The organism is Vibrio sp. Isolate23, assembly GCF_022398095.1.
In the GTDB taxonomy this organism is placed as follows: Bacteria; Pseudomonadota; Gammaproteobacteria; order Enterobacterales; family Vibrionaceae; genus Vibrio; species Vibrio coralliilyticus_A.
Genome location: NZ_JAKEUV010000006.1, coordinates 84,956 through 101,657, shown reverse-complemented (window position 1 = coordinate 101,657; position 16,702 = coordinate 84,956). Strand labels below are relative to the sequence as shown.

Genomic DNA, 16,702 nt, shown 5'->3' with positions numbered 1-16,702 from the left:
TTTACCTTAAGTGATTGGAGCAGGGTTAAACAAAGTTAAACTGTTGAATATCAGATTCTTTTCAGCTTTGGTTTCTTGTCCACTCGCAACTCGAATTACCAAGTCCAACAGTTCACTTGTCAAAAGATCAAAGTCGCAATTTTCATTTATCAACTTACCAGCATCAAAATCTATAATCTCATTCCATTTATTTGCTAGCTGTGAGTTACTAGACAATTTTATGGTAGGCAAGCCTTTAAGGTTATAAGGTGTTCCTCGACCTGTAGTAAATAGTTGAATATTAGCACCTGCTGCTAAATATAGCGTTCCACAAACAAAGTCTGATGAAGGACCTGCTAAGAAGTTTAAACCTGTAGAGCTAACAGCATCTCCTGGATATATCACATCATTGATCTGAGCCAAACCTGATTTCATTATTGATCCAAGAGCCTTTTCACGAATATTGGAAAGACCACCAGCTTTATTTCCTGGTGTTGTATTTGCTTTGGAATCGGCTCCACCTCTTTCTAAATAATTATCATACCATCTTAAACCTGAGATTAATTTGCTATGAACTCTTTCATTAGCGCATTTTCCAGCGACTAGCTCAATTGCGTCTCGTACCTCTGTGATCTCAGAAAAAATCGTTGTCGCTCCGGAGCTAACAAGTAAATCAGAAAACCGTCCTAATAAAGGATTTGCAGTTAGGCCAGAAAAACCATCACTACCACCACATTGCATTGCTACTTTTAGCTCAGATATATCACATTCGACTCTCTTTCTATGATTGAGGAATACCAACTCATTCCTAATAGCATCAACGATAGTATCTAATAGAGCACTAAAGTTGTTAACCTCCGTATCTTGTAGTTTCAAGTAACTGTAGTTTCCGAGATCGAGGTGCTTTTGCGTAAGCTTTTCACAACCGAGCCCGATTACGAGCTTTCTACCCCCAAAATTAGGGTTCTTAGCAATATTGTTAATAGTTTTGATTGGAATATGTGCATCTGTAGCGTTGATTGCTACGCCACAACCATATGCATGGATAGCAGGGACAATCCCATCCACATTTTTGTAGTCATCCATGTATTCACGATTGGCAATTTCACATGCACGCTCCAAAACACCAGCTACACATTGTACTGTTGTCGTAACACATAAATAGTTACGTGTGCCTACTGTTCCGTCTTCATTCCTAAAGCCCCAAAACGTCCTTGAAAGCTTCTTATTTGATGTTGAATTAAACTTGATAGGGGTATACTTCAAACTGTCTAGCCCAACAGGTTCAACGTGAATCGTATTCCTTTCGTTAACTAGAGCCCCTGAAGAAATATCATGCAGAGCATAAGAAATCAAATAACCCGCTTTGTATATACCTTCGCCAGCTTTAATTTCCTTTAAAGAAACTTTGTTGCCAAAAGGTATAAATTCATTTACTTCAACACTATCGATAATAACCTCGCCGGCGTTTACACCCGTTTCGATGGAAGCTAACGCAATGTTATCTGAATCATGTAATTTTATTACGTTCATTCGGTACTATACTTCGTTTTTTAAATCTATAACTGAGTAATTACTAAGTGGGCTAACGATTTTTCTGTAAGCATAGGCTTTGCCTAGCAACAACTTATTTGGTTTTAATTCAACAATGGTTTCCAACTCTTCCGTTTCAAAATAATTTGTCCAACCACTTTCAGCTAATATATGTTTGTCATTACATTCGTGATTAGATGAGGCAACAAAACTATGCTCGCATCCAAATAACCAGTCGTTGTCTTCCAACATAAGCCTTTCAACAGCTAAACTTGTAACATACTTAGAAGGAACTTCCTCTCTTACATCAAAGTAACCAATAAAATCATAAAAACGAGATTCTTCGCAAAAGTCCAAATAAAGATTGGAAAGGTCTTTAAGTAGGCTGTTTGAATACTTGTGACTTTTAATAATACGGTTATTTCTTATAGAAATACCATTCAGTTTCTCGTCACCCAGCAATCCTTCTGAAATGGGAAAACAGAAAATATCCCAACCTTCAAAATTGCTAACTATTTGTTTGTGTTTTGCACGAAGGTTTTTCGAATCTTCTTTTCCATATCGATCTGATATTAGTAAGAATAGTGCTTTCTTCGGTGTTGTGAAAATTTCAGGCTTCCCATAATATGTTGATATATCATCTCCATTACTGTGAATGCGATCCATCATTCCAATTACACCTCGTAAGCGCGATAGGTTGCCAGTTTGGTGAATACCATGGTCGTGATACACAACCGCACTAGCGGTATAGTATATATACTTACCCTCATTTACTCTTGCTTGTCCCCAAGAACGATCTTCTATATTCGTCAAACTCTCATCAAAAGGGTGCTCCAACAAATCTGAACGTCGATACGCTGCATTAGCATTATGAATAAATGGATCATTTTTTTGTAGTACATCATCTAACCCAAACGTTAGCCAGAGATCCCTTTTATCGTTTGGGTTTGATGTCAGTAATGGAATTTGTCGACCGTATGAGCCACAAACAGCATCGTCTACCAAAGGCTTTATCAGTTCGTCAAGCCAATATTTGTTTGCAGGTACGCAGTGAGCACTGATACATATACAATATTCGCCCGTAGACTTTTCAATTCCAATATTCAATGAAACTGAAGGATTATACTTTGCCAGATAACACACCTTAACATCCGGACAAACCGCCATTGCTCGTTCAATAGTACCATCTGAGCTTTCATTATCCACGAGCACTATTTCAATTTTGTATTGTGTATCTTGTGCTAAAATAGCCTCTAAACACCTGCCAATCCAAAACTCTTCATTCTTGGTCCTAACAATTACAGATACTGTCTTCATTAATCTAAAGTTCCATCGCTCAATTTTTATTAGCTGATTTTTGCAATAGCCTCAGCAAGGATAAAGTCATCCAACGAGTCTACATCCACCGAACGAGAAGTTGGCATGAGATAGGCTGCTACGTTTCCAAAAATTCGACAGCCGCTTTCGACTAGATTCTTACTAGAGAAAAAATAAACCGCTTTGTTCTCTTTAAACTGATTCCAACCCTCGGTCTGGCGTGCAGCACGCTTAGCGGGAACATAATTCGTAGGCGAGAAAAAGTCACCTTTCTTTTCCCAAAGATAATCACTAGCTTCACATAAACTTAAGGCTGTATCTGCATTATTCTGTAGCATCACCTGATAAGTCCCCTTAATATCTTCTGGACTTCGTAAAGGAGCAGTACAATACAGCAGGGAAATCAGACAATCTTCTAAAATAGGGTATTGAATCTTATAATTCTCTATTGTCCAAATCATTAATGGATCAACTTCTGCAACATCTGACCCTAACTCTACTGGACGGATAATCACTTCAGCTCCGGCATTTCTTGCAATTTTAGCGATCTCTTCGTCGTCGGTATTGACTAAAATTAAATCAAATAACCCTGATTCTTCTGCTACACGAATTGTTCGTGCGATTAACGGTTCACCGAGAAAAGATTTCACATTCTTACGAGGAAGTCCCTTTGAACCTCCACGAGCAGGAATAAACGCTACTTTTTTCATATAATTTCCTTATTTCCTTTTAGAATAAATGCTTTTGAATTTATTTTTTTTATTTGGTAATTAAATTTCTTCTTAATAATACTTTTTTCAATCTCAGAACAAAATTCTTGTATTTGATATAAAGATAGTTTACCAAATTTTAATTCATATTTCTCGACTCCATCAACCAAAGTTGATTTATCCAAAAACTTAAATCTCAATTTTTTTATCAATAAGTAGAGTGTCTTTTTTATTATAATTCTTAAATGCATTTTATTGATACCTTTACCAATCTTATAACCAAGGTTGCACTTATCTCTAAGAATTTCATAAAGTGTATCTACAAAAAAAGGTTTTTTATCAAAAAAGTTATATATATCCATATCTATAGTATTATTTTTCTGGATACTCATAGTATTTGATAAATCTCTGGGACTGCTAATTTTTTCAGCTAATTCTAGACTTGAGTGACAATTGAACGTCGAAAACTTATTTGCATATTGATCATACGTCTCGCCAGTTAATTCAGGTCTTAGACCGAAGACCAACTTTCCTTGCGCTCTCGCTTCTATTGCAGTCGTGCAGCCATCATGAACTACACAATCAGCCCAATCAATTTGAGTGCCAAGTGAAGTTTCTTTATCAACTTTAACTTTCCCTTCGAACATAGCTATATACGTGTCTATGTTCTCAGCTGGATGCGGACGAATTATGACATCTTTCCCTTCCTTAACAAGCAAGTTAACAGCACTAACAAACTCTTGAAAAATAATCTCATCGTTTGCAACAATTTGTTTAAATTTATAAATATCTTGATCTGTTTTTAGGTATCCAAGGTCTTTGAAGGTTTTAATAATATCAGTTTTCTGGATAGGGTTTACGTAAGAGAATCTGGTATTGAATAGAACTTTTTCAATATTTTCGTTTGGCTGATGAGCGATCTTACGTTTACGTGCAATATCAAACCTCAAATCTCCTGCCAATTGAAGCTTATCAGTCTGTATACATCGCCATATTAAAGATCTTTGCGTTTCCCCCCAACACAAAACTGTATCAGCTTCTTCAATTACCTCAGAAGACACACGTCCGTTCATATATCGTTGTTCATCAATTACGATAAGCCCTTCTGTATCGTGAACAATTACCTTTGCACCACGCCGTTTGAAGCTCTTAATATAATCAAGTGACCAAGCCGCATGATCTTTGTGGAAGACGACTCCGCCTTTAATGTTGCCAAGGATTGGATTTAGTTGATCACATACAAGTACGTCATAGCCCTTTTCCACCATTGATAGTCCCAAATACAATCCCGTATAAATTTCCCTTTGAAATAATTCAATGGGAATAATGAGTAACTTATCACCCTGCATCTAACAGATTCCACTTATTGAATTTTTCTAGTATTAAACCAGACAGCGTGTTCGCATTTTCGGCGTCAGAGATACCACAGTGACTTCGATAACGGTTATCTACCCATGCTCTTGAAGTATTTAATTGACATGCATAGAGGAAAGCTTTGACTTCTTGTAGTGTTGTTGGCTTAAAATCATTTACAACAGTATTAATGGCATGTTTTAGAGACCCTGTATCACTCACCTTAAAAACATTTGGTGCATCCATGTAAAAGTAACTACCAAAGATGAAGACAGGTTTATGGTTCAAAAAACCTTCAAACCCTGCTGTACCTGTGACTGTCGCGATCGCGCTTGCTTGCTTCACAAGATCCAAAGACTTAATACTATTGTCTGCCAATATCACCTTGTCATTAGGGCGTAAGCGGCTAAGCGCATAATCTTTGCCTCCAGCTTTGACATGTTTTTTTACCACCACTAGCCAGTCATCAGGGAGACTCTTAACCAACATATCAATCATCAAATCTTGATGAACATAATCTCCCCCCAATGGACATGAAGAACACTCAGGTTGAAAATGAAGTGGTAAATATACATATTTCTTATCGTCAAGATGCTCTAGCAACTCAACTTTTTTAAAGTTTTGATTATCCACAAAGTATTTTTTACGCAATAATCCATTTGCTAGGGTATCAGTAAAGGTCTTGCCATGCTTATACCAATGAACCTTATTTTCTATACGGTAGCGAATGGAAGATACTATTTTCTTTGCACTCAAATTTTTCAAACTGCTACTTGTCGCGCCAGTGAAAGTCTTATTCGCATTGTCTCGGATATCTAAATAGGCAGAAAATCTATCATCTAACAGTATTTCTTGCTCTAAATTTACTTTCGCATAAGTTTCTTTCAAACCAGACATACTATCTTCGATGTTTTCTAGAGGGTATAAGGACACATTCTTGTTCAAAACTACATTTGTTCGATAAAACATTAGAGTTTTTATACCTAGAATTTTGGATACATGATATAGGATATAATCAGACACAACGTGTGGTACGATTGTAAATACGCTAGCCTTAACATCATGTTTAATCAAATAATTATACCAGTACCTAACAACATTATGATATAAGTTTATCCTTTGTTGATAAGTTAACAAGCCACCTGTGTCATCGTATCGGTCAAGCATTTTCAAACAGTTACTTTCACAATTTCTCAATTGATCGAGCAGTTGAGAATCTAGTGGAATCTCATTGTAACTATCAAAGTCTTGAAACATCCCAAGTGAACATTTCCTGTAAGAAAAGCGTCGCACGACTTCAAAGTCCAGCTTTGTAGTATCAGTAACCACAACATGTGGGTTGATTCGATAGTTGGATTTTTCGACCGCTTGTCTTACCGTGTGAATCAAATTATCGGAATAATTCACAAACATTACATTTATACGATTAACCATTTGACAGCTCTAATCTTCTTTTTGATCTAAATTGTTAAGTTTTTTAAAAAAATCTGAGTTCGACTTTAGAAAGTCAAAGGAACCGCTATCTATAATTTTACCATTTTCCATAATATAAATGTTATCTGAGTCGACAACTGTATTTAGCCTGTGAGCAATCATAAGTACCGTAAGTCCTTTCATAGCAACCAACTCTCGTATGATTTTTTGTTCCGTTAAATTGTCAAGTGCGCTTGTACCTTCATCGAGGATTAGAACCTTTGGAGAGCGATATAGTGCCCTAGCAATCCCTAGGCGTTGCTTTTGCCCTCCAGAGAACCTTACTCCATTTTCACCAAGTATAGTCTGGTAGCCTTGTTCCATGGAAGATTCTATATATTCATGTAGACCAACTAATCTACACACATGTTTGGCCTTTTCTGAATCAACTTTGCCTGCTCCGAAAACGACATTATTCTCTATTGAATCATCGATAATAACAATATCTTGTGGTACATAGCTGATCATTCCATCATCATTCTTAAGAGATTCATGCCAATTTAACGAGCCCTTTGAAGGTTTTAACAACCCAGTTATGAGTTCTATCAGAGTGCTCTTTCCGCTACCTGATTTACCAACAAACGATACTAATTCTCCTGCTTTGATGTTTAAAGACACATCTTGAATAGCGCTCTTCTCTGCTCCTGGATACTCATAGCTAACCCCATTAAGTTCAATAATGGACTGTGTATTATCATACTCAAAGTGAATGCCATTGGTATCACCTTGAGGAAGAGAATGAATATCGTTGGAAATCAACTCTAGTGCGTAATTGGAATTTTTTATTTTTACCGTTGCACCATAAACCTGTTGCAAACTTGGCAAAATCCTATATCCAGCAAATGCAAAAAGAGTAAGTTTTGGGAGAATGCTTTCTAATTCCACTTCGTTCAATAGCATGAAAGCAACCATAACGATCAAACCACCAAAAGCAATTCCCTCCAGCAGATAACGAGGTAATTGCCCATAAATTTTAACAATTGCGGTTTTTGCTGCGAACTCTTTAGCTGCATGTTCAAATTTTCCAACTGCAAGGTCTGACTGTTGGTAGATTTTTATTTCCTTCAAGCACTGGAAGCCTTCGCTAATATATTTATAACGCAAAGCGTTAAAGTGGACTCTTTCCTTACCATTGGTAACCAAACTACTACTCAAAATAAAATAGATCGCCCCATACCCAAGCACCAACGTTAAGATAATTATCAATGTAACGAGCACATCAATATAAAGAAGTAAAATAATTAATCCCATAAAGATCAATGCATTGGATATTAAAGTCAACCAAGGCAATATATTTTCTGCAATGATAATTGTAACTTCACTTAATATTTTCTTAGAAAGATCTGAAGAGTTTTGAGTAATGTGCCACTCATAATCTCTTGCCAAATATTTTTTAAACAATGTCTTACTTAAACGATATTCGAGTAACATTGAATACTTATACTGAAAGAAGAATGAGAGTGACTTACCTATTAGCGAAATCACCAATACCATCAGTGTGATCATTGCGATAAAAATAAGAAAGTGTGTTTGCTGTTCAAAATTAAAAATTTCGTAGACACTCAATACCAATTCATTTTCAAATATCATATCTTTATTCGTTAGAATAGAAAGGAGAGGCAAAATAGATGCTACGCCTACAACGTCAAATATTGCTACAACAGTAAACAATAGCAATAGTAAAACGAGTTGAGATTTTTCTTTTCCAACTAAAAGAGATAATGTTTTTTTTAGCATTTTTATTTTTTAAACTCCATTTGACTAGGTTTCGTCAAACACAATACCTTCAATTATTTTGATACTCACCGAACAACATCTGTCCAAGGAAACGGATATGTATTTTCTAAGTTACAGTTCAAAAATTGAGAGCATACTAGCCCGTGTTCCCTTTAACCATAAACATATTGATGAATTTTCCCTAAGCTGACTTGCAAAAGCAGACTTTGAAGAGCTAATTTTAATTTATTCTTAAAATTTGCCTTTATTCTCCATGGAAAATTTATAATTCTTCCTTTATTGCATGTTCAAACATAACTTCAGCAATATGGAAATCCACAATAGTATCTATATCAACAGATCTTTCTACAGGCATAGCGTGCGCTTTTACTTTTTCTGAATAAAAGATCCCCTTATTTTGCACAAAACTGTCAATTTTAAACGCATAAATGGAACCATTTAGCCGATAGTAATCAGGTAATTCCTGAGAACGTTTCCCTATTGCAGATTCTGGAAAGAACTTTCCCATTGTCATATCCTTCGGCAACGTATTTGACCACAATGGACTATGCTCACAAAGACACACAGAAACAACGCCTTCAGTCTTTTCATCAAAGGACTCAAGTAAAGTATCAATATCTTTTGTTTCTCTCAGAGGTGAAGTTGGTTGCAGCAACACAACGTAATCAAAGTGTTCATCGGTGTGCTCAAGAGCATGAAGAATTACTCCATTAGTGCTCGCAGTGTCACCTGAAAGTTCTTGAGGCCGTAAAAACGGCACATCACCACCGTATCGTTGCGCTATCTTTGCAATAACTTCACAGTCGGTGCTGATTATAACGCGATCTATATATTCAGATTTTTTAGCTGCATCTATCGACCATGCAATTAGTGGTTTATCAACAAGTTGTTTTATGTTTTTACCGGGTAATCGCTTACTTCCCCCTCGAGCAGGGATGACAGCAATCACTTTCTTGCCATCTAACATTACTCTAACCCTAAAGATAGTATGTCCATCTGCGCACGATTGAAGTCCTCCATATGACCAATATCAAGCCAATATTCATGAATTGGGAACATTAGTACTTTTTGTCTCTCCTGCATATGTTGCTCGAGCAACGTAGGCATGTCGATTTTCTGGTTCTTGTCTACCGATTGAATCACTAGGGGAGACACGACATAGATACCAGCATTAACGAAAAAGCGTTGAACTGGTTTTTCTACCATGCTTGTGATTTGATTGCCCTTCCCAGTAATAACACCATAAGGGATTTGGTAGTCGTATTCTCGAACGCACATTGTCGCATCTGCGTCATTTTCCATATGGAAGTTTAGCAAACGCTGAAAGTCTACTTTGGTCAACACATCGCCATTAATCATAATTAAGGGTAGGTTCCTAGGCATATCTTCAGGGAGTAAGCCTAGAGCACCGCCAGTACCTAAAGGAGAGTCTTCGTGTACATATGAGATGCGGACGCCAAGTTCACCACCATCACCGAAATGTTGGTGAATTTGTTCAGGCATATAATGCGTTGAAATGTAGAAGTTGTTGAAGCCTGCTTTAATGAAACTCTTAATTACAGTTTCTAGAATTGGTTTATCACCAACTTTCAACATTGGTTTAGGACAGTTGTTTGTAAGCGGCCGTAAGCGAGTACCAAAACCACCAGCCATAATAAATACGGGGTTTTGATATTTATCCTTACTAAGAGCACTGTGAAGAGTCTCCAAGCCCACAACTTTGTTATCTTGATCGAGTAATGGCACAGATAGAATTTGCTTTTTTTCCATTACCTCTACGAGATGTTCTTTTGATGCCCCTTGCTCCGCGGTAATAGGCTTAGAGTTCATAACCTTCGCCACAGAGTCGGTTAACACCAGATCATTTAATAGGCCACGTCGAATGTCACCATCAGTAACCATGCCTAGAAGTTTTTTATCTTGATCAACAACTACGGCGACACGCAATGCTTCGCTGTTGATGATTTCTAATGCTTGCTTGATCGTACTTGATTCAGATATCAGCGCTTTTTGCCAAGAATGACTCATACTCTACCTTTTGCTAAGAATTTGTTTTAATGACTGCTCTAGCAGGGTATGCGATGGTATTTTCATCCAAAGACTGAGTCAGACTGGCACCAGCCCCCACGATAGCGCCATAGCCAATACATACCCCTTGGATAACTGTCGAACCAGCCCCAATATAGACATTTTCTTTTGTTTCTACTTGACCACACAAGGTTACTTTGGGAGCGATATGATTATAAGCACCGATTTTACAGTCATGCTCAACCAAAGCACCTGTGTTGATTATACTATGGCGACCCACTGTTGCCCCAGTCTGAATCATCGCCATAGGTAAAATCTGAGCACCAATTTCAATCTTAGAAAAAGGTGAAACGAATGCACTGTCTGCGATGACCGTCTCAAATTGATAACCTAATGAGAGAAAGTATTCATTAATTTTTTTCTTAAAGCCGGATTTGGGCATCATTCCAATACCGTTGACCAAAAGGATCTTATCTTTGTCAAACCTCAGAATATCCTCGTCCTTTTCAAGGATGGAAATTCCTTTAAATACAGAACGTTGGCTGACATCTTCAGGGCTTATCACGGCAAGTATGTCTCTTCCCTGCGTAAGCAGTATTTCAGCAAGAACGGAGGCATGACCGCCTCCACCAATCATTACAATAGGAAGATTCACCTCATCACTCAATGATCAACTCTCCTGCTTTGTATCCTTTGGTTGCTTTAGTGCCAAGAAGTTCCCAATAGCGATAAGGGGACAAACCAATGCCTGGACGCTTAATCGTGAGGTTAGACTCTGTTAACTCTTCGCCCTTTTCAATACCCTTTGCTGCTACTAAACTTTTGCGTGCTACGGATTTGTTTTCCACTTCAGAAACTGTAGGAGTTTTTACGCTAGAGCCTAATGCAATCTCAATCTGACGGATGGCTTTTACCATTGCCTCTAGCTCTTGTGGCTCTAGAGAAGCTTTATGGTCTGGACCTTCCATGTTTTTATCTAACGTAAAGTGCTTCTCTATAAGAACAGCACCACGAGCAACAGCCGCAATTGGAATCGTAATTCCTTCACTGTGGTCCGAATAGCCTGCCGCCAAGTCAAATGCTAGCCCTAGCGTATCCATTGCTCTTAGGTTGATTTCTTCCATTGGAGCAGGATATTCCGTCGTACAATGAAGAATTGTTACTTTCTCTTTTAGCGCTTTTTGACCAGCTTCTGATGCATAAGCTTCTTGGAAACCTAGCATCGAAGGTTCTGCTTTTTCATCTGTTGTATAACCGAAAGCAATCACTCCAAGAGCTGTCTCAATTTCGGAAAGTGTTGCCATACCTGTTGATACAATAAGATCACAACCAGTACGAGCATGAGCCAATACAAGAGGAGCGTTCGTTAACTCACCGGAAGGCAACTTCAATCGCGTTAAACCAAGATCATTGACTAAGAAATCTAAACTTTCTAAATCGAAAGCTGTTGATAGAAATTCAATACCAAGCGAATCACAGTATTTGACGAGATCATGGTGGGTCTCGTACGACAGTTCCAAACGGCTTAACATCGCTAACTGAGACTCTTGCTTTTGAGTATTTGTTACCTGATATTCGGCTTGCTTAGCCTCTTCGGTAACTAGGTTTTTTGCTTTAAAAGTCTGGAACTTTACTATATCCGCTCCAGCTTTGTGAGCAGCATCGACCAAAGAAAATGCTAGTTCTTCTTGACCGTTATGGTTTACACCCGCTTCGGCAATAATCAAAGTCATTATTGTCTCACTCTACTTTCTTGTTTAAGTCAGGTTCAATGTTTACATCATAAAAAGACTTACAAGGATCAAAGTCCAGTCCTTTAATCATATCTATGACTTGCTTGCTACTGTCACCTTGCCCGTAGGGGTTAGCAAGACTTTCATCTTCAGCTTTATACTTTCGGCTCACAGCGAGGTCAATCGCGTTACTGATGGATTCTCTCGTAGCAGTGGTGTTTAAAACACTTTTTGCGGCCAAGCGTCCCTTTTGTCTAGCCCCTATATTCACGGTAGGAACATCAAAAGCTGGTACTTCAATAATACCACTCGACGAATTACCAATAACTGCAGCCGCATGCTTTACCGAGCTCAGATAACGCACTTGCCCTAGTGATGGGATTGCCAAGACACGTTTTGGTTGACTTGCCGCATAATCTTCTAGCATTGGGATAATGCGTCGACCACCGTCATCTGCGTTAGGGTAAGTCAATATAACTTGATGATCAGGGTATTCATCCAATGCGTCTAAAAGTGATTGAAAGCTTTCCTCTGGAGATTCGTTACCCAGAGTAACAGGATGATAAGTAACGACAAAGTAAGGTTTTGTGAGTTCAAAACTTAGTGATTCACTCAACTCAGAAACCGTCATAAAAGACGCTCGGTTTAGGTGGTCTAAGCCAATTGCACCAATATTTCTTACACGCGCTGGTGATTCACCAAGTTGAATCACTCGGTGTCGGTATTCGTCTGTCGATGTACCATGTAGGTAACTCAACTTGGTAATCGCATGACGAATTGCATCGTCATAAGCACCTTCTGTTATTTCACCACCATGAAGATGAATGATCGGAATACGAAGTATCATAGCTGTTTGCGCTGCAGCGAGCGCTTCAAAGCGATCCCCAAGAATGACAAGAACATCTGGAGCTAGTCGCGACAAGGCATCGGCAAACCCTAAGACACCCAGCCCCATACTTTTCGCTGTACCTACAGCGGAATCAGAAGACAACAAAATCTCTATTTTCTCATCAATATTGAAGCCATCTTTTTCAATTTGTTTGTAAGTATCACCGAATTCCGGAGATAGGTGCATACCAGAAACAAGCAATTGAAGTGTTAGGTCAGGATCGCTTTGTATGTCCTTTAAAAGCCAAAAGAGCAGACCATACTCTGCTCTTGTACCAGTAAAGACCGCAACCTTTTTATGTGTCTGCGTCATGTATGTATTAAACCTACTTAACCTTTGATTTCCACTGGGGTACTTGGAAGATTGATTAGGTGCGCCTCAATAAACTCTGAGTAAGTTAGATCACCACGTATTGCATTCTCAAACATAGGTAATCTGTGCATGAGCTGCCAAATAGGTCGAGTCATCACGCCTGAACCATTTGTGCCTTTAAGTACCTCTTCACGACTTTCTTTATCCGGACAAATGATCGCATTTAACCAATAGTTTGACTGCGCATATTCAGGTTCAATGACAAACTTGATGTCTGAACCTTTAAAAAAGTCATTGTAACCTTCAGCAAGCACTCTCTTTTGTTTTAGGTACTGCTCGATAACTTCCATCTGAGCACACCCTAGAGCTGCATTCAGGTTTGGCATACGATAGTTGAAACCAGGTTCATCATGGAAAAACTCATACGGATGAGGAACTTTTGCTGTCGTAGTAACATGCTTCGTTCGCCCCCCTAATTCTTGAGTCTTACATAACACCATACCACCACCGCCTGTAGTGATGATCTTATTGCCATTGAAGCTGACAGCACCAAAATCACCAATAGTACCGGTGTGTTTACCCTTATAGAAAGAGCCTAAACTTTCTGCGGCATCTTCAACCAGCGTGATGTTCCATTTCAAGCAAACAGCAACCAGTTCATCAAGCTCTACGGGGTGACCAAACGTGTGCATTGGTACAACGGCTTTGATTCTTCTACCTGTTTTTTTATGGATACACCCCGCGTCTGTGACTTCAGTATTCTCTTCTAAAAATGCATCCACAGCCTTAGGGCACAACCCTAAACTCACTGGAGATATATCCAGAAAAATAGGCTCTGCCCCCATATGATAAAGAGCATTGCAGGTTGCAACAAAAGTCAAAGCTTGCGTGACGACCAAGTCACCTCTTTGAACATCAGCCATGTACAATGCAGCATGCAATGCTGCTGTACCATTCACTGTCGCTACAGCTTTAGCCGTACCAGTGTAAGTTTCAATTTTTCTCTCAAAATCATCAACAAACTTACCGACGCTAGAAACAAATGTACTTTCAATCGTTTCCATTACGTACGCTTTTTCGTTGCCATCGAAAGTCGGTGCGTGTAAGGGAATAAATTCGTCTGTTTTGTAAGTATCTCTCACAAATTCAACAATAGATGTCGCTTTCATTGAATGCTCCACTTACATCTTGCTATCGAGGTATTTACCCGTTTCTTTGTGCCCGAAATCAGGGATCATGGTAAAGAACAGTTTCACAATCTGCTCTTTAGTCCAAGCTCGCTCACCTTTCATCTCTGAGATGCTGTTTTCAAACAAAGTAAGAAGCTCTTGCTCATAAAGAGGTTCATTTTTGATGATGCCCAGATTTTCGAATCGAGACATATCCAGCTCTTCTTTATCTGTAAAAAACTCTTCGAAGTCTTTTTCACCCGTTGTATCACTTGCAGTAAACAAACATGGCCACTTGCCCTGCTCTGGAAGTGTATGTGAAAGTTGGCGAGCTTCTTCTTCTGTTTCACATAGGTGAGGTTCAAAACCAAGTTGCTCTAGGTATTTCACCGCGATATCTGCAAACGAAATAAGATGTAGAGCTTCACTCAGTTTCGGGAAGAAAATGTCACGGTTTTCACCAAAGATACAAGACATTAAACATAGTTCTCCCGACTCTTGAGGGGTAACAAAATAACGCTTGATGTCGTTTGGGGCCACGATAGGTTGGCGCTTTTGGATACGTTGGTTAAATCCGTGAAGTAGCGAACCATCAGAGAATGCTACATTTGCAAATCGAGCAGTTGAGATTGTCATTTGTTCGCTTTTACGCATCAGGAACATTTCCATAATACGTTTGGACGCCCCCATCATATTGACCGGGTTTGCAGCTTTATCTGTTGAAACACAGAAATACTTTTTCGCACCAGCATCAATAGACTGTTGGATCGTTTTGTCTGTATTAAAGACATTCACATCGATCATGCGCATCAATGTATAAGGATCTTTTTCACTTCGAACATGCTTAAGCGCAGACAAGTTCAATACATAATCAAACTTACCATCGGCTTTAATGAATGCATCATACTCTAGAGAACCAATGTCCAAAGCAAATGTTTGGAAGTCACCATCAATGTAACCAAATGAGCTACGGATATCTCGAACAAGTTCTACCATATTGTTTTCACTAATATCGACAACATGTAGCTTCTTAGGGTTACGTTTGAAAATCTCTTTAGTTACGGCTTGTCCGATTGAGCCAGCGCCGCCCAAAACAAGGAAACTTGACGCAGAAACAATACGTGATAACTCTGCTTCATAATTTTCAATATCTTGTGTGAATAAGGCTTCAGTACGACCGATTAAAGGCAAAATAGCATTCATTGCCAAATCCCCTTGGTATCTACTAAGTATGGTGAGTTTATTGATTTAGCTTTAAATTCCTTGTGGTCAACAAGCATGACATGAATATCAGCCGTCGACTTTGCAGCGTCAAAGCTCTGAAGATCGACTTGCTCCAATGAACTTGGCAATTGATGAATATTAGGTTCAACTGCAATTACATTCCCCATATGGAAAGAAGCAATTTCTTTTACAATCTGCATTGCGGGGCTTTCACGTAAGTCATCGATGTCAGGCTTAAAAGCTAAACCGTAACAAGCAACTATAACCTCTTTGGCTGTTTTATCATCATTCTCTTGCAGGAAGTCTGCAATAGCCATTTTAGTCTTACCGACAACCCAACCAGGCTTACAGTCATTAACTTTACGCGCCGTATGAATAATCTGAGCTTCTGCTGGAGTTTTCGAAACAATAAACCATGGATCAACAGCAATGCAATGGCCACCGACGCCTGGCCCTGGTTGAAGGATGTTCACACGAGGGTGACGGTTTGCTAGTGCGATCAACTCCCACACATTGATATCTAACTTATCACAGATAACAGAAAGCTCATTTGCAAATGCAATTTGAACGTCACGAGAGCTGTTTTCAGTCAACTTCGCCATTTCCGCAGTGCGTGCATTGGTGATAACACATTCTCCTTGAACGAATGTTTGGTATAACTCAACTGAGCGTTGTGAACACTTCGGAGTAAGGCCACCAATAACACGGTCATTTTCAACTAACTCTCTCACTACATGACCTGGCAAGACACGCTCTGGACAATGAGCGATATTAATGTCGGCATCTTCACCGTGAGTCTGTGGGAATGTAAGATCTCCACGAGCTTGAGCCAACCATTCGGCCATTTGTTCTGTTGCACCAACTGGTGAGGTCGACTCTAGTATAACTAAATCACCTTTCTTCAAGGCAGGAGCAATAGCTTTACTCGCAGCCTCAATATAAGAAAGGTCAGGAGCAGGTACTTCACCTTCTTTACAAGGTAAGAAAGGAGTTGGAACAGCGATGAGAAACGCATCAGCTGCTTCTGGAGTTGTAGTCGCTTTTAGATAGCCTTCTTTGACTGCGGCATTTACGATCATATCAAGCTCTGGCTCTATGATATGAATTTTACCTTGATTGATAGTGTCTACAGCATGTTGGTTAACATCAACACCAACGACCTTTTTCTTGCGTGATGCGAACATTGCTGCTGTTGGCAGACCAATGTAGCCTAAACCTACAACTGATACTGTTTCAAAAGACATA

14 protein-coding genes are annotated in these 16,702 nt (G+C 39.0%); all 14 read right to left on the bottom strand.

Annotated elements, in window-relative coordinates:
- Window positions 1-6: 6 nt before the first annotated feature.
- The 14 genes from L1D31_RS15330 to wecC all read right to left on the bottom strand — a co-directional run bounded on the left by L1D31_RS15330 (window position 7) and on the right by wecC (window position 16,701).
- Window positions 7-1,512 (bottom strand): UxaA family hydrolase, encoded by a 1,506-nt coding sequence (locus tag L1D31_RS15330; protein ID WP_239837951.1) that lies wholly within the window; start codon window positions 1,510-1,512, stop codon window positions 7-9.
- Window positions 1,513-1,518: 6 nt separating this feature from the next.
- Entirely contained in the window at window positions 1,519-2,829 is a 1,311-nt protein-coding gene (locus L1D31_RS15325) for a glycosyltransferase family 2 protein (RefSeq protein ID WP_239837950.1), read from the bottom strand.
- A 29-nt stretch (window positions 2,830-2,858) separates the two neighbouring features.
- Entirely contained in the window at window positions 2,859-3,539 is a 681-nt protein-coding gene (locus tag L1D31_RS15320; RefSeq protein WP_239837949.1) for an acylneuraminate cytidylyltransferase family protein, read from the bottom strand.
- Window positions 3,536-4,888, bottom strand: coding sequence for a surface carbohydrate biosynthesis protein (locus L1D31_RS15315; RefSeq protein ID WP_239837948.1), 1,353 nt, complete (start codon window positions 4,886-4,888; stop codon window positions 3,536-3,538). The genes L1D31_RS15320 and L1D31_RS15315 overlap by 4 nt, the downstream gene beginning before the upstream one ends.
- Window positions 4,878-6,326 carry a hypothetical protein gene (locus L1D31_RS15310; protein ID WP_239837947.1) on the bottom strand — a complete coding sequence of 483 codons (1,449 nt, stop codon included), beginning with the start codon at window positions 6,324-6,326 and terminating at the stop codon, window positions 4,878-4,880. Before L1D31_RS15310 ends, L1D31_RS15315 begins: the two co-directional genes overlap by 11 nt.
- A 9-nt stretch (window positions 6,327-6,335) precedes the next feature.
- Window positions 6,336-8,102 (bottom strand): ABC transporter ATP-binding protein, encoded by a 1,767-nt coding sequence (locus tag L1D31_RS15305; protein ID WP_239837946.1) that lies wholly within the window; start codon window positions 8,100-8,102, stop codon window positions 6,336-6,338.
- Between the two features lie 262 nt (window positions 8,103-8,364).
- Window positions 8,365-9,069: an acylneuraminate cytidylyltransferase family protein gene (locus L1D31_RS15300; RefSeq protein WP_239837945.1), complete on the bottom strand. Its 705-nt coding sequence runs from the start codon at window positions 9,067-9,069 to the stop codon at window positions 8,365-8,367.
- On the bottom strand, window positions 9,069-10,130 hold the full coding sequence (locus L1D31_RS15295) for a nucleotidyltransferase family protein (RefSeq protein ID WP_239837944.1): 1,062 nt from the start codon (window positions 10,128-10,130) through the stop codon (window positions 9,069-9,071). The genes L1D31_RS15300 and L1D31_RS15295 overlap by 1 nt, the downstream gene beginning before the upstream one ends.
- Before the next feature lie 13 nt (window positions 10,131-10,143).
- Entirely contained in the window at window positions 10,144-10,797 is a 654-nt protein-coding gene (locus L1D31_RS15290; protein WP_239837943.1) for an acetyltransferase, read from the bottom strand.
- On the bottom strand, window positions 10,790-11,863 hold the full coding sequence (gene neuB, locus L1D31_RS15285) for an N-acetylneuraminate synthase (protein WP_239837942.1): 1,074 nt from the start codon (window positions 11,861-11,863) through the stop codon (window positions 10,790-10,792). Before neuB ends, L1D31_RS15290 begins: the two co-directional genes overlap by 8 nt.
- 7 nt (window positions 11,864-11,870) lie before the next feature.
- Window positions 11,871-13,064 carry a UDP-N-acetylglucosamine 2-epimerase gene (gene neuC / locus L1D31_RS15280; protein ID WP_239837941.1) on the bottom strand — a complete coding sequence of 398 codons (1,194 nt, stop codon included), beginning with the start codon at window positions 13,062-13,064 and terminating at the stop codon, window positions 11,871-11,873.
- A 17-nt stretch (window positions 13,065-13,081) separates the two neighbouring features.
- Window positions 13,082-14,233: a LegC family aminotransferase gene (locus tag L1D31_RS15275; RefSeq protein ID WP_239837940.1), complete on the bottom strand. Its 1,152-nt coding sequence runs from the start codon at window positions 14,231-14,233 to the stop codon at window positions 13,082-13,084.
- Window positions 14,234-14,245: 12 nt separating this feature from the next.
- Complete coding sequence (locus L1D31_RS15270) at window positions 14,246-15,436, bottom strand: UDP-N-acetylglucosamine 4,6-dehydratase (RefSeq protein WP_239837939.1); 1,191 nt, start codon at window positions 15,434-15,436, stop codon at window positions 14,246-14,248.
- Window positions 15,433-16,701: a UDP-N-acetyl-D-mannosamine dehydrogenase gene (gene wecC, locus L1D31_RS15265; RefSeq protein WP_239837938.1), complete on the bottom strand. Its 1,269-nt coding sequence runs from the start codon at window positions 16,699-16,701 to the stop codon at window positions 15,433-15,435. The genes L1D31_RS15270 and wecC overlap by 4 nt, the downstream gene beginning before the upstream one ends.
- Window position 16,702 lies beyond the last annotated feature (1 nt).